Below are 20,258 nucleotides of genomic sequence, written 5' to 3' on the forward strand. Positions count from 1 at the left end.
AAAAGACTGCACATTCTAGCGCAGCCGGGCCAACGTAAGCACTGAACAAAAAATGATCAATACTCTGCAGGCCAAGCCAGTAAAGGGCTGCAGCGCCTTTCCCGCAGGTTATCCACAAGCGGTTCCACAGTCATTGTGAACAACCGATGACCCGTGCCGCACTGTGGTGCAGAATGCCGTGACGCCTGGCCAAGGCTTCACGGTCCTTGCTGTAGCCCCCACCGATCACCCCGACCACCGGGATATCGCGGCCCAGGCAATGGCGCATCACCCGCTCGTCACGCGCCGCCAGGCCCTGGTCGGTGAGTTGCAGGTAGCCCAGGGCATCGTCCTTGTGCACATCGACGCCAGCGTCGTACAGCACCAGGTCGGGTTGATACAGCGGCAGCAGGTAGTTCAGCGCATCCTCCACCACCTTCAGGTAAGCCGTGTCGCCCATGCCCCGGGGCAGGGGAATGTCCCAGTCACTGTGAGCCTTGCGCGCCGGGAAGTTCTGCTCGCAGTGCAGGGACACGGTGATGGCGTCCGGGGTGTCGTGGAGGATGCGTGCCGTGCCGTCGCCCTGATGCACATCGCAGTCGAAGATCAGCACCCGGTGCACGCGGCCGGCCTCGAGCAGGTAGCGGCTGATCACTGCCAGGTCATTGAAGATGCAGAAGCCGGCCGGGTGGTCATAGTGGGCGTGGTGGGTGCCGCCCGCCAGGTGACAGGCGATGCCATGCTGCAGCGCCATCTCGGCAGTCAGCAGCGAGCCGCCCACCGCGCGCACGGTACGCCGGGCCAGGGCTTCGCTCCAGGGCAGGCCGAGGCGACGCTGGTCCTCGCGGGACAGTTCGCCGTTCATGTAGCGCTCGATGTAGCTGCGGTCATGGGCCAGGGCGAGGATATCGTTGGGGCAGATGTCCGGGCGCAGCAGGGCCTGGTCGGTGGTCAGCCCGCTGTCGACCAGGTGATCGCGCAGCAGGCGGAACTTGTCCATGGGGAAGCGGTGCTCGGCGGGGAATTCCGGGCTGTAGTCTTCGTGGTAGATCAGCGGCAACGGCATGGGGACTTCGCAATCGGGGCCAGTGCTGATCTTGCCAGTTATTTCCCCGCGCTGGCCAATACGCGTTGCCAGTCCGGCTCGTTCAGCCGACCCAGGATGCGTGCCTTGCCATTGGCATCCACGGAAACGAACAGCGCACTGGCGTAGTTGCTTTCCCGCTCACCGCCAGCCACGCGCTGCTGCCGGGCGAAATGGTCGATGCAGCCATTGTGGGTCACCAGCACCAGGTTGTGCCCGGCACGCTTGCGCTCCAGCGCTTCACTGGCGAACTGGTTGTCGCAGCTTTCCAGCCAGGCTTCGCTCGGTACGGCCTGGCCAAGGATGAAGTGCGCTGTTTGCAGGGTGCGCACTTTGGGGCTGGCGAGCACATCGGCGTTGGTCAGGCCCAGTTGCTTCAAGCCCTGGCCGACCCGCGTGGCGGCTTCGCTGCCGGCCACGGTGATGCCGGTGGGGTCGTTCAGGCACGGGCCAGGTGCGCTGTCACAACGTTCGGCATGGCGGATCATCACGATCACCGCGCCTTCGGCCCAGTCCTGCAGGAGGCCGCTTTCACTCAACTGCTGCTCGTTGCCAAGGTCGACGATATGGGTCCTCGTCGCCAGCCAGGTGGTCACTGCCGCGATGACCATGCACAGGCCGAGAGCGGCACCGAGGGCTTTGCGTGACATGCGTCGCTTGCGACGGGCGTGGATGGCGGGATGGCCCAAGGTGTTGCTCGGCTGCATGCGTCACTCCAATGGCGCGGCGGTGGTGTGGCGGTATAGTGCTCAGCCGTCTGTCGGGGGCTGGTGAAGGGGTTGTGAAAATTGCATTCTGGGCGCCGTCGGTTGCGTGAAAAACCTGGCCGCGCCTACGCTGTTAGATGCCACAGCGCAAAACCGGAGTTCGTCCCATGACCCCCATCCTTCACCTGGAAAGCGCACGCCTGGTGCTGCGCCAATGGCACGATGACGACCTGCGCGAGTTCGCCGCGCTGTGTGCCGACCCGCAGGTGATGCGTTACTTCCCGGCGCCGATGACGCGGCTGGAGGCGGCGGCGCTGATCGGCAGGATTCGTGGGCACTTCAACGAATACGGCTTCGGCCTGTGGGCCCTGGAGCGAAAGGATAGCGGGGCTTTCATCGGCATGACGGGGTTGCTCAATGTCAATTTCGACGCACCGTTCGCACCGGCGGTGGAGATCGGCTGGCGCCTGGCCCGACGCCATTGGGGCCTGGGTTTTGCCAGCGAGGCGGCATGGACTTGCCTGCGTTGTGCTTTCGCCCAATTGCGTGTGGAAGAGGTGGTGTCGTTCACTAGCGAGAGCAATTTGCCGTCGCAGAAAGTCATGCAGGCCATCGGCATGGTCCAGGACGCCAATGGCAGCTTCGACCACCCCCGGCTGCCCATCGGTCACCCGCTGCGCCCCCATGTGCTGTACCGCATAGACCGTGCACATTGGGAACAGACCTTGCGTACTGAATGAGCCGTCATGCACGGCGTCAATGGCAAACCCTGTATCATTTCCCTATCCGTAAGGTGCTCGCCGAAAGATGTTCAGCGCCTGTGAAACCGAGCGCCGCTCACGCGGCGCATCGCGAGCAAGCTCGCTCCTACAAGGAGAACCCCCGATGAGTCATGTGTTGGACGACCTGGTCGACCTGTTGAGCCTCGAGTCGATCGAGGAGAACCTGTTCCGTGGCCGCAGCCAGGACCTGGGCTTCCGCCAGCTGTACGGTGGCCAGGTGCTGGGCCAGTCGCTGTCGGCCGCCAGCCAGACGGTCGAGGACGCGCGCCATGTGCATTCGCTGCACGGATACTTCCTGCGCCCTGGCGACGCCAGCCTGCCGGTGGTCTATTCGGTCGACCGCGTGCGTGACGGTGGCAGCTTCAGCACCCGGCGGGTAACGGCGATCCAGAAGGGCCAGCCGATCTTCACCTGCAGCGCGTCGTTCCAGTACGACGAGGAAGGCTTCGAGCACCAGGTGCAGATGCCCGATGTGGTCGGCCCGGAAAACCTGCCCACCGAAGTCGAGCTGGCCAGTGCCCATGCCGACAAGCTGCCCGAGCGCATCCGCGACAAGGTGCTGTGCGCCAAGCCGATCGAGATCCGCCCGGTGACCGAGCGCGACCCCTTCAACCCCCAGCCCGGCGACCCGGTGAAGTACGCCTGGTTCCGCGCCGACGGCGCCTTGCCGGACGTGCCGGCGCTGCACAAGTACCTGCTGGCCTACGCCTCCGACTTCGGCTTGCTGACCACCTCGCTGTTGCCCCATGGCAAGTCGGTGTGGCAGCGCGACATGCAGATCGCCAGCCTCGACCATTCGCTGTGGTTCCACCGCAACCTGCGCGCCGATGAGTGGCTGCTGTACGCCACCGACAGCCCGTGGGCCGGCAATGCCCGCGGTTTCTGCCGCGGCAGCATCTTCAACCGCGCCGGCCAGCTGGTGGCGTCGTCGACCCAGGAAGGCCTGATTCGCCACCGCAAGGACTGGGCATGAGCCTGGGCGAAATCCGCAACTGGGTGTTCGATATGGACGGCACCCTGACCGTGGCGGTGCACGATTTCGCCGCCATCCGCGTCGCCCTGGACATCCCGGCCGAGCACGACATTCTCACCCACCTGGCGGCGCTGCCGGCGGCGGAAGCGGCGGCCAAGCATGCCTGGCTGCTGGAACATGAACGCGACCTGGCAATCGCCTCGACAGCGGCCACCGGTGCGGTGGAGCTGGTGCGTGAGCTGGCCGGGCGCGGTTGCCGGCTGGGCATCCTGACCCGCAATGCGCGGGAGCTGGCGCATGTGACGCTGGAAGCCATCGGCCTGGCAGACTGCTTCGCGGTCGAGCACATTCTCGGGCGCGATGAGGCAGAGCCCAAGCCAAGCCCGGATGGGCTGTTGAAAATTGCCCGCGCCTGGGGCGTGGCGCCCGGCGAGCTGGTGATGGTTGGGGATTACCGCTTTGACCTGGACTGTGGGCGGGCCGCAGGTGCGCGCACGGTGCTGGTCAATCTGCCGGACAATCCGTGGCCGGAGCTGGTGGACTGGCACGCAGCAGATTGCCGGGCGCTTCGGGTGTTGTTGGGCTGACTCTTGTATCGCCTTACAGAGCCTCTTCGCGGGTACTGGCTATGCTGAACCCCTGTCTTTCCCTGAATGGAACCTCAGTCATGACCAGCAAGGCCATCTATGTGCAAGCCGGCGGCGGCTACGACAAGGTCGAAGTCGGCACCTGCGAGGCCCCAGCGCCCAAGGCCGGCGAGATCACCGTGCAGTTGCATGCCAGCTCCCTCAACTATCACGATTTCGCCGTGGTCAGCGGCATGTGGGGCCCGAGCGAGCGGCGCATTCCCATGGCCGACGGTGCCGGCGAAGTGATCGCCATCGGTGCAGGCGTGAGTGAATTCAAGGTCGGCGACAACGTCGTCAGCACCTTCTTTCCCGACTGGCTCGACGGCCAGGCCAATGTCGAAGGCTTTGGCCGGGTGCCCGGTGACGGCATCGATGGTTATGCCCGCGAACAGGTCACGGCGGCGGCCACCTCGTTCACCCTGGCACCCCAGGGCTTCAGCCACGCCGAGGCTGCGACCCTGACCACGGCCGGCCTCACCGCCTGGCGCAGCTTGATGAGCGATGACCACCTCAAGCCGGGTGACACGGTGCTGGTGCAGGGCACTGGCGGCGTGTCGATCTTCGCCCTGCAGTTTGCCAAGCTGGCAGGTGCCACGGTCATCGCCACGTCGTCCAGTGACGCCAAGCTCGAACGCCTGAAAGCCCTCGGCGCCGACCACCTGATCAACTACAGGAGCACCCCGGCCTGGGGCGAGAAGGCGCGTGAGCTGACGGGCAACCGCGGCGTCGATCATGTGATCGAAGTGGGTGGGCCGGCGACCCTGGAGCAGTCGATGATCGCCGCGCGCATCGGTGGGCATGTGTCGCTGATCGGCATTCTCACCGGCGTGGCCGGGCAGCTGCCGCTGGTGCAGGCACTGGTGCGGCAGATCCGCCTGCAAGGTGTGCTGGTGGGCAGCCGCGCGCAGCAGCAGGCGATGGTGCGGGCGATCGATGCCAACGGCTTGCGGCCGGTGGTGGACAAGCACTTCGAGCTGGAGCAGATCGTCGAGGCGTTCCGCTATCAGGAGAGCAACCGGCATTTCGGCAAGATCTGCCTGACCTGGTGAAACTGTAACGGGCACCCGACAAGCCAATACATTTGCGCACATCGGCAGGGGAAAGCGGCTGGCTAGAATGCCCCGCTTCAGATGCGACTGATTCTCTTCAAGAGGATTCCCCCGATGAGCTTCCTTTCCCGTCTCCGGCAGCGCTTGCTGCCTGCCCTCGTTCTGCTGGCGACTGCTGCCGGCTTTGCGCAAACCGCCAGCGCCCTGCAAGTGACAGACGTGCTTGGGCGCCAGGTCGAGATCGAGCATGCGCCGCAGCGCATCGTGCTTGGCGAAGGGCGGTTGTTCTTCGCCCTGGCGCTGCTTGACCGCGACAACCCGTTCCAGCGCGTGGTCGGCTGGCAGAACGACATGCGCCTGCTCGATCCGCACACCTACGAGGTGTACGCCAAGCTGTACCCGCAGGTCGCCAGGCTGCCATTGATCGGCCAGGCCTCCGAGCAGAGCGTCAGTGCCGAGCAGATCCTCGCGCTCAAGCCGGACCTGGCAATCTTCAGCATCGCTGGCGAAGGCCCGACCCAGCACAGCCCCGTGGCCGACCTGCTGGAAAAGGCCGGGGTGCCGGTGCTGTTCGTCGACTTCCGCGTGCACCCGATCCGCAATACCCGGGTCAGCATGCAGGCGCTGGCCACCCTGCTCGGGCGTGAACAGCAGGCGCAGGAGTACCTGAGCCTGTACGACCGCCACCTCAAGCACATCACCGACAGCGTGGCCGGGCTCACCGCCAGTGAGCGGCCCAAGGTGTTTCTCGAATTGCTGGCGGGCGTGTGGCAGGCACCGGGGCATACCACCGGCAAGAGCGGCCTGGGCAGCGTGGTCGAGGCAGTTGGCGGGCACAACATCGGTGCCGACGTGGTGCCGGGCGCACTCGGCGACGTCAGTGTCGAATACGTGCTGCAGGCCGACCCTGACGTGTACATCGTCACCGGCAACCGTGCACCGGGCGTGCTGCTGGGCGCGGGTGTATCCACCCAGACAGCCCGCCAGAGCCTGGCGAAGATCACCGCACGCGCCGAGTTCGCGCCGCTGCGGCCGATCCAGGCTGGGCAGGCCCACGGCCTGTGGCATGACTTCTACAACTCGCCGTTCAACATCCTCGCGATCGAGGCCATGGCGCGTTGGGTGCATCCCGAGCGCTTCGAGGATGTCGACCCACAGGCCACCCTGGGCGAGATCAACCGCATGCTGAAGGTGGGCCTGGATGGCCAGTACTGGGTCGACGCCAATTGACCGCGCTGGCGCAGGAGGGTGCGGCACTCGCGGCCTGGCATTATCGCCGCCTGCTCTGGCGGCGGGCCTTGCTGGTGTTGGCACTGGCGCTGTTGTTGCTGCTGTCGGTGCTCGGTGACCTGGCCAGCGGCGCCTCGGGGATGGGCCTGGGGCAACTGCTGCAGGGTATCTTCGACCCGGCGACGCTGAGCGCCACCGAGCGGGTGATCATCTGGAACGTGCGCCTGCCGTACTCGCTGATGGCGGTATTGGTGGGCGCGGCTTTGGCCCTGGCTGGCGCCGAGATGCAGGCGATCCTCGACAACCCGCTGGCCAGCCCCTTTACCCTGGGTGTGTCGTCGTCGGCGGCGCTCGGTGCGTCGCTGGCGATTGCCTATCCGCTGGCTATCTCGTGGCTGGCGCCAAGCGCGCAGGTGACGCTGATGGCCTTCGTCTTCGCCTGCCTGTCGGTGGTATTGCTGCAAGCCATGTCACGCTTGCGTGGGGCCGGGGTGGAGAGCCTGGTGCTGTTCGGCATCGCCCTGGTGTTCAGCTGCAACGCGCTGGTCTCGCTGTTGCAGCTGCTGGCCACCGAGGACGTGCTGCAGCAACTGGTGTTCTGGACCTTGGGCAGCCTGGCCCGAGCCGACTGGCAGAAGCTCGGCATCCTTGCCCTGGTGCTGGCGCTGCTGTTGCCATTCTCGCTGCGCGCCGCGCCGGCCATGACCCTGTTGCGCATGGGTGAGGACCGCGCGCGCAGCTTTGGCGTGGATACCCGGCGCCTGCGCTTTGCCTCGCTGCTGCGCATCAGCCTGCTGTCGGCCACGGCCGTGGCGTTCGTCGGCACCATCGGTTTCGTCGGCCTGGTCGGGCCGCACATCGCCCGCTTGCTGGTCGGTGAGGACCAGCGCTTTCTGCTGCCTGCCAGCGCACTGGTGGGGGCGTTGATGCTGTCGATGTCGTCGCTTGCCAGCAAGCTGATCCTGCCCGGGGTGATCGTGCCGGTGGGCATCGTCACGGCGCTGGTCGGGGTGCCGGTGTTCGTGCTGCTGGTGTTCCGCCGGGGGAGAAGACTGTGAGCCTGTTGATCGATGACGTGACGGTCGCCTATGGCGCGCGGCGGATCCTGCACGGGGTGAGTTTGCCGGCGCTGCCGGCCGGCAGCCTGGTGGCGCTGGTCGGGCCCAATGGCGCGGGCAAGTCGACCTTGCTGCGGGCGCTGGCGGGGCTGGAGCGGATGAAGGGCGGCTTGAGCCTGGATGGCCAGGACGTGACCCGGCTGAGCTTTGCCGAGCGCTCGCGGCGGCTGGCCTACATGCCCCAGCAACTGCCGCCGGGGATTGCCCTTGGGGTGCTGGAAAGCATTGTCGCGGCGTTGCGCGTGAGTGGTACGGATGACCTGCTCGGCAGCGCGTACCAGGCGCTGCGCCAACTGGGCATCGAGGCGCTGGCCGAGCGCTCGCTCGACAGCCTTTCCGGTGGCCAGCGGCAACTGGTGGCGCTGGCGCAGTTGATGGCGCGCAATCCGCAGGTGCTGTTGCTCGATGAGCCGACCAGTGCGCTGGACCTGCATTACCAGTTGCGGGTGATGGGCGCGGTGCGCGAGCGGGTGGTGGCGCATCGGTTGCTGGCGGTGGCGGTGTTGCATGACATCAACCTGGCGGCCAGCCATGCCGATTGGCTGGTGGTGTTGCGCGGGGGCAGGGTGGTGGCGTGCGGGGTGCCGGGGGAGGTGCTGCAGCCTGAGCTGCTGGCTGAGGTATATGGGGTCGAGGCGCGGGTTGAGTGCTGTTCGCAGGGAAGGCTGCAAGTGTTGGTGGACCGGGCGTTGGCCTGATTTCTGACGCGGTCGTTGTAGGAGCGCGTCAGCAGGGGAAGTTTCAGTCCGGCAGCAGGCGATCTCGGCTGTTGGACAGGTGCAGGCAGATCGCCGCCCGTGCGGCATCCGGGTCCTGCCGGCGGATGGCATTGAGGATCGCCTCATGTTCGAGGTTGGCCAGGTATGCATGCCGCGCCAGGTTGGCCCCGGCGCGTTCGGCCAGGGCCATGCGGTTACGCGGAATCAGGCCGTTGCCCAGCTGCGCCATCATCTCGCTGAAATACAAGTTGCCGGTGGCCTCGGCGATCAACAGGTGAAAGCGTCGGTCCGCCTCGATGCAGCTGTCCCCTGCAGCCGCCAGGTCCTGATAGTCATCCAGCGCCTTGCGCATGCGTGCCAGGTGCTCGTCACTGCGGCGCACGGCGGCCAAAGCGGCCGCCTGGCCTTCCAGGCCGATACGCAGCTCCAGCAGGTCGCGCACGCTGGCGGCATTCTCCGCCCCCACGCGCAAACCCGCCTGGCCCTGGCGCTCCATCACGAAAGTGCCGATGCCGTGGCGCGGTTCCACCAGGCCTGAGGCCTGCAACTTCGACAGCGCTTCGCGGACCACGGTGCGGCTGACGCCATGCTCGCGCACCAGGGTGTTCTCCGACGGCAGTTTGTCCCCCGGCTTGAAGGTACCCAGCAGAATCTGCTGGGTCAGGCTCGAGACCAGGTCATGGGCGCGGCTGTGGCTGCGTTTGACTGGGGATGTATCCATGGTGGATTCCGCTTGGGGTTATCTTGTACGACAAGTTAACCCGCAAAAATATTTTCTGCCCGGTTTTTCTCTGCACGGTATCGAGCTGTTTAAAACGATGGAAGCACAATCGATGCAATATTACCCTTTATAAGCTTGTATTTTGCTAATTAGGCGACATTCGGCATCTTGTCGTACAACCTCGCTGCGCATATGCTCTGCCTCATTGTCATGTCAGACAACTTCGACCCGCACAAAAACAATTAGTGGGAGATCCACAAGTGAACGACACCCTCGCTCCGTCTGCCCGGAATGAAGGCGACGCTTTGGCCAGTGCCGTGGCCAAGGTCAAGCGCCACGTCCTGCCGCTGTTCGTCATCATGTTCATCGTCAACTACCTCGACCGCGTCAACATCGGCTTCGTCCGCCCGCACCTGGAAAGCGACCTGGGCATCAGTGCAGCTGCCTTTGGTTTCGGCGCCGGGCTGTTCTTCATCGGCTACGCGCTGTTCGAGGTGCCCTCGAACATGCTGCTGCAAAAGGTCGGTGCGCGGCTGTGGCTGACCCGCATCATGTTCACCTGGGGCCTGGTGGCCACCGCCATGGCCTTTGTCCAGAACGAAACCCAGTTCTATGTGCTGCGCTTCCTGCTGGGCGTGGCCGAGGCGGGCTTCTTCCCCGGCGTGATCTACTACTTCACCCGCTGGCTGCCGGCCGCCGAGCGCGGCAAGGCGATTGCCATCTTCCTCAGCGGTTCGGCCCTGGCTTCGCTGATTTCCGGGCCGCTGGCCGGCGCGCTGATGCAGATCCAGGGCCTGGGCCTGCACGGCTGGCAGTGGATGCTGTTCATCGAAGGCATGGCCTCGGTGACCCTGTGCTTCTTCGTGTTCTTCTGGCTCGATTCCAAGCCGCAGGATGCCAAGTGGCTGAGCCAGGCCGAACAGGACGCGCTGGTGGCGACCATCGACCGCGAGCAGCTCGAACGCGAAGCCGTCGGTGCACTGAAGCCTTCGGCCTGGAGCCTGCTCAAGGACCGCCAGATCGTGCTGTTCTGCCTGATCTACTTCTGCATCCAGCTGACCATCTACGCCGCCACCTTCTGGTTGCCAAGCATCATCAAGCGCATGGGCGACCTCAGCGACCTGCAGGTCGGCTTCTTCAACTCGATCCCGTGGCTGATCTCGATCATCGCCATGTATGCCTTCGCTGCCGGCTCCACGCGCTGGAAGTTCCAGCAGGCCTGGGTGGCCGGTGCCTTGATAGTCGCCGCCATCGGCATGTTCATGTCCACCACCGGTGGCCCGGTGTTCGCCTTCGTCGCTGTGTGCTTCGCCGCCATCGGCTTCAAGTCGGCCTCGTCGCTGTTCTGGCCGATTCCGCAAGGCTACCTGGACGCCCGTATCGCCGCGGCCGTGATCGCGCTGATCAACTCGGTCGGTAACCTCGGCGGCTTCGTCGCCCCCACCACCTTCGGCCTGCTCGAACAGCAGACCGGGTCGATCCAGGGCGGGCTGTATGGCCTGGCCGTGACCTCGGTGCTGGCGGCGATCGCCATCTTCTTCGTACGCATTCGCCCGAAGGGCGCTCCTTCTGACGACCTCAAGGCGCCTTCGGCCTTGGGCCAGACCCACTGATGACTGCGAGACAACAACCATGAACATGCAGACCAATCCCGCCGTTCACACCAGCACCCCGGTCGTCACCGAGCTGCGCGTGATCCCCGTCGCCGGCCACGACAGCATGCTGCTCAACCTCAGTGGCGCCCATGGCCCGTACTTCACCCGCAACGTCGTGGTGCTGCGCGACAGCGCCGGCAATACCGGCCTGGGCGAAGTGCCCGGTGGCGAGAAGATCCGCCAGACCCTGGAAGACGCCCGCAGCCTGGTGGTCGGCCAGCCGATCGGCCATTACCAGCGCGTGCTCAATGCCATGCGCCAGACCTTCGCCAACCGTGACTCCGCTGGCCGCGGCCTGCAGACCTTCGACCTGCGTATCACCGTGCATGCAGTGACCGCCATCGAGTCGGCGCTGCTCGACCTGCTCGGCCAGCACCTCAACGTACCGATGGCGGCACTGCTGGGTGAAGGCCAGCAGCGCGAAGCGGTGAAGATGCTCGGCTACCTGTTCTACATCGGCGACCGCCAGCAGACCGACCTGGCCTACCGCAATGAAGCCGATGCCGACGACGACTGGTTCCGCCTGCGCCACGAAAAGGCCCTGACCCCGGAAGCCGTGGTGCGCCTGGCGGAAGCCGCCAAGCAGCGTTATGGCTTCAGCGACTTCAAGCTCAAGGGGGGCGTGTTGCGTGGCGAGGAGGAAATGGAAGCGGTAACGGCCCTGGCCGAACGCTTCCCCGAAGCGCGTATCACCCTCGACCCGAACGGCGCCTGGTCGCTGAAAGAAGCCATCGCCTTGTGCCGCGACAAGCACGATGTGCTGGCCTACGCCGAAGACCCGTGCGGTGCCGAGAACGGCTACTCGGGCCGTGAGGTGATGGCCGAGTTCCGTCGTGCCACCGGCCTGCCGACGGCCACCAACATGATCGCCACCGACTGGCGGCAGATGGGCCATGCGATCCAGCTGCAGTCGGTGGACATCCCCCTGGCCGACCCGCACTTCTGGACCTTGCAGGGTTCGGTGCGGGTGGCGCAGATGTGCAACGACTGGGGCCTGACCTGGGGCTCGCACTCGAACAACCACTTCGACATTTCGCTGGCGATGTTCACCCAGGTGGCCGCGGCGGCGCCGGGTGAAATCACCGCCATCGATACCCACTGGATCTGGCAGGACGGCCAGCGCCTGACCCGTGAGCCGCTGCGCATCGTCGACGGCCATGTGCGGGTGCCAGCGCGGCCGGGGCTGGGGGTGGAGCTGGATGAAGACCAACTGGCCAAGGCCCATGAGTGCTACCGCAACATGGGCCTGGGGGCGCGGGATGACAGCGTGGCGATGCAGTTCCTGATTCCCGGTTGGAGCTTCGACAACAAGCGGCCTTGCCTGGTGCGCTAAAACATCGGGCCTGCCGGCGCCTGTAGGAGCGGCCTTGTGTCGCGAAAGGGCCGCTCCTACAAAAAGCAGTGCAGCTCAGGTCATTCAGCCTCGAAGAACGCCCGCGCCATCGCTACAAAGCCCCCCAGCACCGGGTTCGGGTTATCCCGGCAAAACGCCAGAAAGATCTCCGCCTGCTGCTCCATCCCCACCAACGGCCTGAACACCACCTGTTCCAGCCGCAAAGCCTGCGCCGAAGCCGGCACCACCGCACAGCCCAGCCCGACATTGACCAGGCCCAGGATCGAATGCGTCTGCCCCAGCTGATGCAGGTACCGCGGCTGCACCTCATGCCGGGCAAACAGGTTGGCGATACGGTCATGGAAATACCGCCCTTCGTTGGCGCTGTACATCACGAACGGCTGCTTGTCGAAATCGCTCGGCCTGAGCCGCTCGCGTGCCGCCAGCACATGCCCGGCGGGCAGGGCGGCGACGAAGGGTTCGCGGTGGATCGGCAGGTACTCCACGCGCGCGCTGGGCAGCACCTGGCGCACCAGGCCGACATCGATCAGGCCAGCTTCCAGGTCATGCACCTGGGTGGACGAGACCCGTTCGCTGAGCACCAGCTCGATGTCCGGCAAGGTCTGCCCGGCATGTACCAGCAAGCGTGGGATCATGTTGTAGGCGCCAACGGCGGTGAAGCCCAGGGTCAGGCGGCCGGCTTCGCCATGGGCAATACGCCGCGCCGACTGGCTGGCCGATTCGGCGACCTGCAGGATGCGCCGGGCATCTTCGAGAAAGCCTTGCCCGGCCAGGGTCAGGCGCGCCTGGCGGTTGTTGCGCTCCAGCAACAGCACCCCAAGGGAATGCTCCAGCAGCTGGATCTGCCGGCTCAGCGGCGGCTGGGTCATGTGCAGGCGGGTGGCGGCGCGGCCGAAATGCAGCTCTTCGGCGACGGCGACGAAGCAGCGCAACTGGTGCAGCTCCATGATTCAATTCCTGAATTATTCGATCCAGCATCTATATTAGACCTGTATCAAATGCGGGCCTAGCATCGAGTCATGTCTTTGAACTGCCGGATGCCCAGGATGAACAACAACCCCATCGACCTGTTGCTGACCCAGCCCGTACCCGAGGCCATCGATGCCCAGCTGGTCAGTGCCTACCAGGTACATCGGCTGTATCAGCATGACCACCCGCAACAGCTGCTCGCCGAAATTGGCCCGCGCATTCGCGCGGTGGTCACTGGCGGCGCCAAGGGCTTGTCGAACGCGCTGATGGAGCAGCTGCCCGCCCTTGAGATCATCGCCATCAGCGGTATCGGCACCGACGCCGTGGACCTGCGCCACGCGGCCCGCCGCAACATTCACGTCACCACCACACCCGGCGTGCTGACTGCCGATGTGGCCGACCTGGCGATGGGCCTGATCATCAGCACCCTGCGCCGCCTGGGCGAGGGTGAGCGGATGGTGCGCGACGGTTTGTGGGGCACGGTCAACTTGCCCTTGGCGCGCAAGGTCAGCGGTATCGAACTGGGCATCGTCGGGCTTGGCGAGGTGGGCAAGGCTATCGCACGGCGCGCCGCTGCATTCGACATGCGCATTGCCTACAACGGGCGGCGCGAGCAGCCAGAAACCGGTTACCGCTACGAGGCCGATCTGGTCGAGCTGGCGCGCTCGGTGGATGTGCTGGTGGTGGCGGCTTCCGCTGATGGCGGCCAGGTACTGGTGACGGCCGAGGTGCTCGATGCACTGGGGCCGGAGGGGTACCTGGTCAACGTGGCGCGCGGCAAGTTGGTTGACGAGGACGCGCTGGTCGAGGCGTTGCGTGAACAGCGCATCGCCGGGGCCGGGTTGGATGTGTTCGTTGATGAGCCGTATGTCCCGCCGGCATTGCGTGACCTGAACCAGGTCGCACTGCAGCCGCATCGCGGCAGCGCCACGCTGCAGACCCGGTTGGAGATGGGGCGCATGGTGTTGAACAACCTTGCAGCCTGTTTTCGAGGCGAGGTGCCGCCGAATCGGGTGATCGACCACTAGGGCCTCTTCGCGGGCTTGCCCCGCGAAGAGGCCTGCACAGGCAACACAAGGCCACACCTTCTCCGCACAAGAACAATCGCTTCCACCGAGAAGCAAGAGGGTCCACATGAACAGCAAATCCGCCGTCGCCGCACCGCAGGCCGTGGCCGGGATCGGTCGCCATCGCTTCCTGGTCCTGGCGCTGATCTTCGTCATCACCGTGATCAACTACGCCGACCGCGCCACTTTGTCGATCACCGGCACCGAAGTCCTGAAAGACCTGGGCCTGGACCCGGTGATGCTGGGCATGATCTTCTCGGCCTTCGCCTGGGCCTACGCCCTGGGCCAGGTCCCCGGCGGCTGGTTGCTCGACCGCTTCGGCGCGCGCTGGGTGTATGGCGTCAGCCTGATCCTCTGGTCTCTGTTCACCCTGCTGCAAGGCACGGTCGGCTGGCTGGGGCTGGCCGGTGTTTCAGCGGCGGTGGCGCTGTTCTCCATGCGCTTCATGCTCGGCCTGGTGGAGTCACCGGCGTTCCCGGCCAACTCGCGTATTGTCAGCTGCTGGTTCCCCACCCGTGAGCGCGGCACGGCCTCTGCCTTGTTCAACTCGGCGCAGTACATGGCCGTGGTGGTGTTCGCCCCGCTGATGGCGTGGATGACCCATACCCTGAGCTGGGAGCAGGTGTTCATCTGGATGGGCGTGCTGGGGCTGGTGCTGAGCGTGGTGTGGTTCCGCCTTTATCACGAACCGCACAGCGCACCGGGGCTGAGCCGCGAAGAGCTGGACTACATGCGCGAAGGCGGCGCCCTGGTCGACCTGGAAAAGGAACGCAAGACCGCCAAGAGCAAACCCACCCGCGCCGAGATCGCGCAACTGTTCACCAGCCGCAACCTGTGGGCGGTGTACCTGGGCCAGTACTGCATCACCGCGCTCACCTACTTCTTCATCACCTGGTTCCCGATCTACCTGATCAAGGGCCGTGGCATGACCATCATGGAGGCCGGTTGGGTCGCTGCGCTGCCAGCCATCTGCGGCTTCACCGGCGGCATTCTCGGCGGCTTCGTTTCGGACTGGCTGATCCGCCGCGGCGTGCACCCGTCCAAGGCACGCAAGACCCCGTTCGTGATAGGCATGGCGCTGTCCACCAGCCTGGTGCTGGCCAACTATGTGGAGGGCAACGCCGCAGTGATCGCCCTGATGACCCTGGCCTTCTTCGGCAAGGGCCTGGCGGCGGTGGGCTGGGCGGTGCTGTCGGACGTGGCGCCGAAGAAGATGGTCGGCCTGTGCGGTGGCGTGTTCAACGGCATCGGCAACATCGCCGGCATCGTCACCCCGCTGGTGATCGGTTATGTGGTGGCGAGCACCGGCTCGTTCCACAACGCACTCTGGTTCGTGGCCGCCCATGGCGTGCTGGGGATCTTCGCTTACCTGTTGCTGGCCAGGCGCTTCGAGCGTACCGGGCAGGCGTAGGCAGACGCCTGAGCAACAGAGGCCCCGGGAGACCGGGGCTTTTTTGTGCCTGGTGAAAACACATTCAAATGGAAAACGAAAGCGCCAGATGGCCCGCTGGCGTGATCGGACATGCCATTCGCGACATCTGGCGTTTATGGAAATGCGCTGTCGTGATCGAACAGTTCCGAGGCGTTCTCGTGTAATTTCCCGCAGCCTCGCGAGGCTTAAATGAAGCCCGAACCACACCGGCATCTTGCTCTGTGACGTGTGCCAAAGATCAACAACAGCGCACCAGAAACGTGTCGACTTATTGATTTCAAAGGAGATATTTTTCGCCTACGCCTGCCCGTCCTTCCTTGTGTCAGCAAAAAGAGAACAAGATCAATGAACACCGTGGGATCTGATGGCAACCTTGCACAAGGTTTCAAGCCACGTCATGTAACGATGCTGTCCATCGCGGGCATCATCGGTGCCGGACTTTTCGTAGGCTCCGGGCACGCCATCGCGGCGGCCGGGCCAGCCACCATTCTTTCGTACTTCGTGGCCGGAACCCTGGTGGTACTGGTCATGCGCATGCTCGGCGAAATGGCCGTGGCACACCCGGACACTGGATCGTTCTCCACCTACGCTGACCAGGCCATCGGCCGCTGGGCCGGCTATACCATCGGCTGGTTGTACTGGTGGTTCTGGGTGCTGGTGATCCCGATCGAGGCACTGGCGGCGGGGCATGTGCTCAACGCCTGGTTCCCCGATATCCCCAGCTGGATCTTCGCCCTCGCTTCGGTGCTGTTGCTGGCGGGCACCAACCTGTTCAGCGTGGCCAAGTACGGCGAGTTCGAGTTCTGGTTCGCCATCCTCAAGGTCACGGCGATTCTCGGCTTCATCGGCCTCGGTTTCGCCGCGCTGATGGGCTGGCTGCCCAACCGTGAAGTCAGCGGCCTGAGCGGGCTGATGGCCGAACATGGCGGCTTCGCGCCGAAAGGCTGGTCGGCAGTGATCGGCGCGTTCATCACCGTGATGTTCAGCTTCATCGGCACCGAGGCCGTGACCATCGCCGCGTCCGAGTCCAGCGACCCGTCGCGCAACATCGCCAAGGCCACCCGCTCGGTGATCTGGCGCATCAGCACCTTCTACATCCTGTCGATCTTCGTGATCATCTCGGTGGTGCCGTGGAACGACCCGCAGCTGGCAGTGGTAGGTTCGTATCAGCGCGCGCTGGAGATCATGAACATCCCCAACGCTGCGTTCATGGTCGACCTGGTGGTGCTGGTGGCGGTGACCAGCTGCATGAACTCGTCGATCTACATCGCCTCGCGGATGATGTACTCGCTGGCCAAGCGCGGCGACGCACCGGCGTTTCTCAACAAAACCTCCAAGGTCGGCGTGCCGCGCGCAGCGGTGTTCGGCAGCACCCTGATCGGCGCCGCCATTGCCGTGTTGAACTACTTCGCACCCAAGGGCGTGTTCGAGTTCCTGCTGGCCAGCTCCGGCGCCATTGCGCTGCTGGTGTACATGGTCATCGCCATCTCCCAGCTGCGCATGCGCCGCCGCCTGGAGCGCGAGAACACCGAGTTGAAGTTCCGCATGTGGCTGTTCCCGTACCTGACCTGGGCGGTGATCATCTTCATCGCCGGCGCGCTGGCGGTGATGATGTACACGCCTGAACACCGGGCGGAAGTGAGTTCGACCTTGGGCCTGGCGATCGTGATTTCCTTCCTGGGGATCGTCACCTCGCGGGGCCATGCGCAAACGGTGGGGGCGCGGTCGATGGGGTGATTGAGTTCACCTTGCAACAAAGGGCAAGGGCACCAGTGGATGGGTGCCCTTGTTTTTTTGTTCGGTCCGGAAATGTGAAGGGGCGGGAATGTGTTCGCCATGAATCCTTCAGCGCCTATGAGATCGAGCGCCGCCCGCGCGGCGCATCGCGGATAAATCCGCTCCTACATTTGTTGCAACGTGCCGAACCTGTAACGCCATGGTTGCCAGCCTTGGCGCATGTCTTGCGTCTTGCAGACCGGCTGACAACCATGGCCCCACAGGCATGGCCACGTTGCAACAAATGTAGGAGCGGATTTATCCGCGATGCGCCGCGCGGGCGGCGCTCGATCTGGTAGGCGCTGAAAATGTTGCGGTGAACACCTGGCAGCGATAAAAGTCTCATCAGCGCTGAGACAAATTCCACGAGACCTAGTCTCCTACCATTTCGATGTACCTATTCACTGCAGGCGCTTTCTCAAAGCGCCGATGGACCAGGCTCAACCAAGAGCTGGCCTGGCAATCGGCAATCCGCCGGTAGTTCACCTGCGGCAGGCTGATGCGCTGCACCACCGACTCCGGCACCACGGCGATCCCTTGCCCCAGCGAAACCAAGGTAATCACCGCCACCAGGCTGCCCGGTTGCGGCCCCAGCCGTGGGACGAAGCCACCCTGCGCAGCCACCTCCAGCGTGCCGGAAATTTGCTCGGGCAGGATGAAGGTCTCGTTGGCCAGGCGCGCTGCAGGAATCTGCGCCAGTTCGTTGATCCGCGAACTGGCGGGCAGGGCGAGCACGAAGCCTTCCTGATGCAGGGCGATGGCTTCGAGTTCTTCTGGCAGCTCCATCGGCGAGCGCACATAAGCCAGGTCGAGCAGGCCATCACGCACCATGCCCGGCAGCTCGGTCATGGGCAGCTCACGGATATTCAGGCGCACCCCGGGGTGCGCATCGCTGAAGCTGACCACCTGCCGCTGCAACATGCCCGAGTACGCCGCCGACGCCACATAGCCCAGCTCGATACGCCCGCTTTCACCCCGCCCGGCACGCTGGGCGCCCAGCTGCGCGGCATCGAACTGGCGCACCGCCTGCTCGGCTTCGATCAGCAATGCCTGGCCCGCGGCTGTGAGGTTCACTTCGCGCTGGTTGCGCTCGAACAGCCGCACGCCCAGCTCGCGCTCCATGTCCTGGATCTGCCGGCTGAGGGTGGGCGGGGCGATGCCCAGCTGCTCGGCGGCACGGGTGAAGTGACCGTGGCGGGCGACGCAGAGGAAGTAGCGGAAGTGGCGAATCTCCATGCGGTGTTACCTGCAAGCTAATGACGCGGTCCCTTGAGGCTAACAAGCTTCGCGCCTGAAGGCATTAAGGTGATTCCAACCTGCAGGGGACCGCTGCGCGGTCCATCGCCAGCAAGCGCGGCTCCCACCCTGTAGGAGCTGGCTTGCCTGCGATGGGCTGCAAAGCAGCCCCCGCGATCTGGCAGAAAACCAATTACCGGAGCCCACCGATGCCCTCAGCCCGCTTCACCCTGCTCACCGCCTCCCTGGTCTGCGCCCTGATCATCCTCGACACCAACATCGTCGCCGTCAGCCTGCCCAGCATCGCCCGCGACCTGTCCGGTTCGTTCGCCGATATCGAATGGGTGGTCAGCGCTTACCTGCTGGCCTTCGCCGCCTGCCTGCTGCCCGCCGGCAGCCTGGCCGACCGCTTCGGTCGCCAGCGCATGCTGCTGATCGGCCTGGCCGTGTTCGGCATCGCCTCGCTGGCCTGTGGCGCCGCCCCCAGCCTGTTGTTCCTCGATCTGGCCCGGGCAGCCAAAGGCATAGGCGCGGCCATGCTGCTGACCTCGGCCCTGGCCGCCATCGGCCACCGCTTCCACGAACCGCAAGCGCGCATGCGCGCCTGGGCGTTCTGGGGCGCCTGCATGGGCGCGACCATCACCTTCGCGCCCCTGCTCGGCGGCGTGATCGCCAGCACCCTCGGCTGGCGCTGGATCTTCTACATCAACCTGCCGCTGGTGGCGGTGCTGGCGCTGATGGTGCTGCGCAGTATCGAAGAGTCTCGTGACAGTGACGCCGCACGGCTCGACCCGATGGGCAGCCTGACCTTCGCCGGCAGCCTGGGCTGCCTGATCTGGGCGATGATCGACGCCAACCAGGTGGGGTGGACCAGTGTCGATACGCTCGGTCGGCTGCTGATCAGCGCGTTCCTGTTTGGGCTGTTCATCATGGTCGAGCGGAGCCAGGAACGGCCGATGATCGACCTGCAACTGATGCGCAGCGGGCGCTTCATCGGGGCCTTGCTGGGGATGTTCGCCTATGCAGCTTGTGCGCAGGTGATGATGACGTTGTTGCCGTTGTATCTGCAGAACGGGTTGCAGTTGTCGGCGCTGGCGGCAGGGGCGGGGATGTTGCCGTTTGCGCTGGCGATGTTGCTGACGCCGCGGTGGGGGATGCGGTTGGCTGGGCGGTTGAGCCCGGCGCAGGTGTTTGCCCTGGGGCTGGTGTTGGTGGGGGTGGGGAATTTGCTGTGTGCCTGGGCTGTGGGGGTTGGGGGGTATGGGGCGTTTGCCTTGGCCAGTCTGGTGTTGGGGGCGGGGGCTGGGCTGCTTAATGGGGATACGCAGAAGAACATCATGGCGTGTGTGCCGCGGGAGCGGACGGGGATGGCTTCGGGGTTGAGTACGACTACGCGGTTTGGGGGGATTGTGTTGGCGATTGGAGTGCTTGGGGGTGTGTTGGCTGCGCGTAGTGGGCAGTTGTTGCGAGAGGACATGGCGGGGTTGGCGCCTGAGCAGATGGATAGGGTGGGAGAGATGGCCACGCGGGTTGCTGCGGGGGATTTGCAGGCGGCATTGGCATTGCTCCCACCGGGCTTGCGCGATGCGGCGGCGCCGTTGGCGCGTGAGGCGTTCATGGGTGGGTTCGAGGCGTTGTTGCAGGTTGCCGGAGTTTCCGCGTTGCTGCTGGCGGTGGTGGTCGGCCTGCTACTGAGCCGGCCGCTTCCACAGGTGCAGGCGCGTATTGTGCGAGCATGCCGTTGAGTCGTCCATTGTCGGGCGAACAACTGCCCAAAC

General features: G+C 64.9%; 18 protein-coding genes. 13 read left to right on the forward strand and 5 right to left on the reverse strand.

Annotated elements, in window-relative coordinates:
* Positions 1-130 precede the first annotated feature (130 nt).
* A complete protein-coding gene (locus ACIPZ8_RS18395; RefSeq protein WP_159408775.1) occupies positions 131-1,045 on the reverse strand; it encodes a histone deacetylase in 915 nt (304 codons plus the stop codon).
* Positions 1,046-1,083: 38 nt separating this feature from the next.
* A complete protein-coding gene (locus ACIPZ8_RS18400) occupies positions 1,084-1,770 on the reverse strand; it encodes a histidine phosphatase family protein (RefSeq protein WP_400725941.1) in 687 nt (228 codons plus the stop codon).
* Between the two features lie 167 nt (positions 1,771-1,937).
* On the opposite strand from ACIPZ8_RS18400, the gene ACIPZ8_RS18405 reads away from it, so the two are divergent.
* The 7 genes from ACIPZ8_RS18405 (at position 1,938) to ACIPZ8_RS18435 (ending at position 8,249) form a co-directional block, all read left to right on the forward strand.
* On the forward strand, positions 1,938-2,510 hold the full coding sequence (locus tag ACIPZ8_RS18405; RefSeq protein ID WP_110637711.1) for a GNAT family N-acetyltransferase: 573 nt from the start codon (positions 1,938-1,940) through the stop codon (positions 2,508-2,510).
* Positions 2,511-2,655: 145 nt separating this feature from the next.
* The gene (tesB, locus tag ACIPZ8_RS18410; RefSeq protein WP_400725945.1) at positions 2,656-3,525 is read left to right on the forward strand and encodes an acyl-CoA thioesterase II; all 870 of its coding nucleotides are present in this window, start codon (positions 2,656-2,658) and stop codon (positions 3,523-3,525) included.
* Positions 3,522-4,112: an HAD family hydrolase gene (locus tag ACIPZ8_RS18415; protein WP_400725948.1), complete on the forward strand. Its 591-nt coding sequence runs from the start codon at positions 3,522-3,524 to the stop codon at positions 4,110-4,112. Before tesB ends, ACIPZ8_RS18415 begins: the two co-directional genes overlap by 4 nt.
* A gap of 80 nt (positions 4,113-4,192) precedes the next feature.
* Positions 4,193-5,203: an NAD(P)-dependent alcohol dehydrogenase gene (locus ACIPZ8_RS18420; protein WP_400725951.1), complete on the forward strand. Its 1,011-nt coding sequence runs from the start codon at positions 4,193-4,195 to the stop codon at positions 5,201-5,203.
* Between the two features lie 114 nt (positions 5,204-5,317).
* Positions 5,318-6,433 (forward strand): ABC transporter substrate-binding protein, encoded by a 1,116-nt coding sequence (locus ACIPZ8_RS18425; protein WP_400725954.1) that lies wholly within the window; start codon positions 5,318-5,320, stop codon positions 6,431-6,433.
* The gene (locus ACIPZ8_RS18430; RefSeq protein ID WP_400725957.1) at positions 6,430-7,491 is read left to right on the forward strand and encodes a FecCD family ABC transporter permease; all 1,062 of its coding nucleotides are present in this window, start codon (positions 6,430-6,432) and stop codon (positions 7,489-7,491) included. The genes ACIPZ8_RS18425 and ACIPZ8_RS18430 overlap by 4 nt, the downstream gene beginning before the upstream one ends.
* Positions 7,488-8,249: an ABC transporter ATP-binding protein gene (locus tag ACIPZ8_RS18435; RefSeq protein WP_400725959.1), complete on the forward strand. Its 762-nt coding sequence runs from the start codon at positions 7,488-7,490 to the stop codon at positions 8,247-8,249. Before ACIPZ8_RS18430 ends, ACIPZ8_RS18435 begins: the two co-directional genes overlap by 4 nt.
* Before the next feature lie 43 nt (positions 8,250-8,292).
* Here ACIPZ8_RS18435 and ACIPZ8_RS18440 read toward each other — a convergent pair whose 3' ends face one another.
* Entirely contained in the window at positions 8,293-8,991 is a 699-nt protein-coding gene (locus tag ACIPZ8_RS18440; RefSeq protein WP_400725962.1) for a FadR/GntR family transcriptional regulator, read from the reverse strand.
* 260 nt (positions 8,992-9,251) lie between these two features.
* On the opposite strand from ACIPZ8_RS18440, the gene ACIPZ8_RS18445 reads away from it, so the two are divergent.
* Both ACIPZ8_RS18445 and gudD read left to right on the forward strand, forming a co-directional pair.
* Positions 9,252-10,604: an MFS transporter gene (locus tag ACIPZ8_RS18445; RefSeq protein WP_400725965.1), complete on the forward strand. Its 1,353-nt coding sequence runs from the start codon at positions 9,252-9,254 to the stop codon at positions 10,602-10,604.
* Positions 10,605-10,623: 19 nt separating this feature from the next.
* Positions 10,624-11,979, forward strand: coding sequence for a glucarate dehydratase (gudD, locus tag ACIPZ8_RS18450; protein WP_400725968.1), 1,356 nt, complete (start codon positions 10,624-10,626; stop codon positions 11,977-11,979).
* 80 nt (positions 11,980-12,059) lie between these two features.
* Here gudD and ACIPZ8_RS18455 read toward each other — a convergent pair whose 3' ends face one another.
* A complete protein-coding gene (locus ACIPZ8_RS18455; RefSeq protein WP_400725971.1) occupies positions 12,060-12,947 on the reverse strand; it encodes a LysR substrate-binding domain-containing protein in 888 nt (295 codons plus the stop codon).
* A 99-nt stretch (positions 12,948-13,046) separates the two neighbouring features.
* Between ACIPZ8_RS18455 and ACIPZ8_RS18460 the strand changes: the two genes are divergently transcribed.
* The 3 genes from ACIPZ8_RS18460 to gabP all read left to right on the forward strand — a co-directional run bounded on the left by ACIPZ8_RS18460 (position 13,047) and on the right by gabP (position 17,205).
* Entirely contained in the window at positions 13,047-13,997 is a 951-nt protein-coding gene (locus ACIPZ8_RS18460) for a 2-hydroxyacid dehydrogenase (protein ID WP_400725973.1), read from the forward strand.
* Positions 13,998-14,103: 106 nt separating this feature from the next.
* Positions 14,104-15,447 carry an MFS transporter gene (locus ACIPZ8_RS18465; RefSeq protein WP_400725976.1) on the forward strand — a complete coding sequence of 448 codons (1,344 nt, stop codon included), beginning with the start codon at positions 14,104-14,106 and terminating at the stop codon, positions 15,445-15,447.
* A gap of 366 nt (positions 15,448-15,813) precedes the next feature.
* Complete coding sequence (gabP, locus tag ACIPZ8_RS18470; RefSeq protein WP_400725979.1) at positions 15,814-17,205, forward strand: GABA permease; 1,392 nt, start codon at positions 15,814-15,816, stop codon at positions 17,203-17,205.
* Between the two features lie 411 nt (positions 17,206-17,616).
* On the opposite strand, the gene ACIPZ8_RS18475 is transcribed toward gabP, so the two are convergent.
* Positions 17,617-18,480: a LysR family transcriptional regulator gene (locus ACIPZ8_RS18475; RefSeq protein ID WP_400725981.1), complete on the reverse strand. Its 864-nt coding sequence runs from the start codon at positions 18,478-18,480 to the stop codon at positions 17,617-17,619.
* 209 nt (positions 18,481-18,689) lie between these two features.
* On the opposite strand from ACIPZ8_RS18475, the gene ACIPZ8_RS18480 reads away from it, so the two are divergent.
* Complete coding sequence (locus ACIPZ8_RS18480) at positions 18,690-20,225, forward strand: MFS transporter (protein ID WP_400725984.1); 1,536 nt, start codon at positions 18,690-18,692, stop codon at positions 20,223-20,225.
* Positions 20,226-20,258 lie beyond the last annotated feature (33 nt).

The organism is Pseudomonas sp. NPDC089422 (assembly GCF_044749405.1).
Lineage (GTDB): Bacteria > Pseudomonadota > Gammaproteobacteria > Pseudomonadales > Pseudomonadaceae > Aquipseudomonas.

Bases quoted from the DNA above. Each gene is read 5' to 3' on its own strand.
- ACIPZ8_RS18405 (WP_110637711.1), top strand. From the start codon at position 1,938: ATGACCCCCATCCTTCACCTGGAAAGCGCACGCCTGGTGCTGCGCCAA.
- ACIPZ8_RS18460 (WP_400725973.1), top strand. From the start codon at position 13,047: ATGAACAACAACCCCATCGACCTGTTGCTGACCCAGCCCGTACCCGAG.
- gabP (WP_400725979.1), top strand. From the start codon at position 15,814: ATGAACACCGTGGGATCTGATGGCAACCTTGCACAAGGTTTCAAGCCA.
- tesB (WP_400725945.1), top strand. From the start codon at position 2,656: ATGAGTCATGTGTTGGACGACCTGGTCGACCTGTTGAGCCTCGAGTCG.
- ACIPZ8_RS18425 (WP_400725954.1), top strand. From the start codon at position 5,318: ATGAGCTTCCTTTCCCGTCTCCGGCAGCGCTTGCTGCCTGCCCTCGTT.
- ACIPZ8_RS18475 (WP_400725981.1), bottom strand. From the start codon at position 18,480: ATGGAGATTCGCCACTTCCGCTACTTCCTCTGCGTCGCCCGCCACGGT.
- gudD (WP_400725968.1), top strand. From the start codon at position 10,624: ATGAACATGCAGACCAATCCCGCCGTTCACACCAGCACCCCGGTCGTC.
- ACIPZ8_RS18400 (WP_400725941.1), bottom strand. From the start codon at position 1,770: ATGCAGCCGAGCAACACCTTGGGCCATCCCGCCATCCACGCCCGTCGC.
- ACIPZ8_RS18420 (WP_400725951.1), top strand. From the start codon at position 4,193: ATGACCAGCAAGGCCATCTATGTGCAAGCCGGCGGCGGCTACGACAAG.
- ACIPZ8_RS18440 (WP_400725962.1), bottom strand. From the start codon at position 8,991: ATGGATACATCCCCAGTCAAACGCAGCCACAGCCGCGCCCATGACCTG.
- ACIPZ8_RS18465 (WP_400725976.1), top strand. From the start codon at position 14,104: ATGAACAGCAAATCCGCCGTCGCCGCACCGCAGGCCGTGGCCGGGATC.
- ACIPZ8_RS18395 (WP_159408775.1), bottom strand. From the start codon at position 1,045: ATGCCGTTGCCGCTGATCTACCACGAAGACTACAGCCCGGAATTCCCC.
- ACIPZ8_RS18455 (WP_400725971.1), bottom strand. From the start codon at position 12,947: ATGGAGCTGCACCAGTTGCGCTGCTTCGTCGCCGTCGCCGAAGAGCTG.
- ACIPZ8_RS18480 (WP_400725984.1), top strand. From the start codon at position 18,690: ATGCCCTCAGCCCGCTTCACCCTGCTCACCGCCTCCCTGGTCTGCGCC.
- ACIPZ8_RS18415 (WP_400725948.1), top strand. From the start codon at position 3,522: ATGAGCCTGGGCGAAATCCGCAACTGGGTGTTCGATATGGACGGCACC.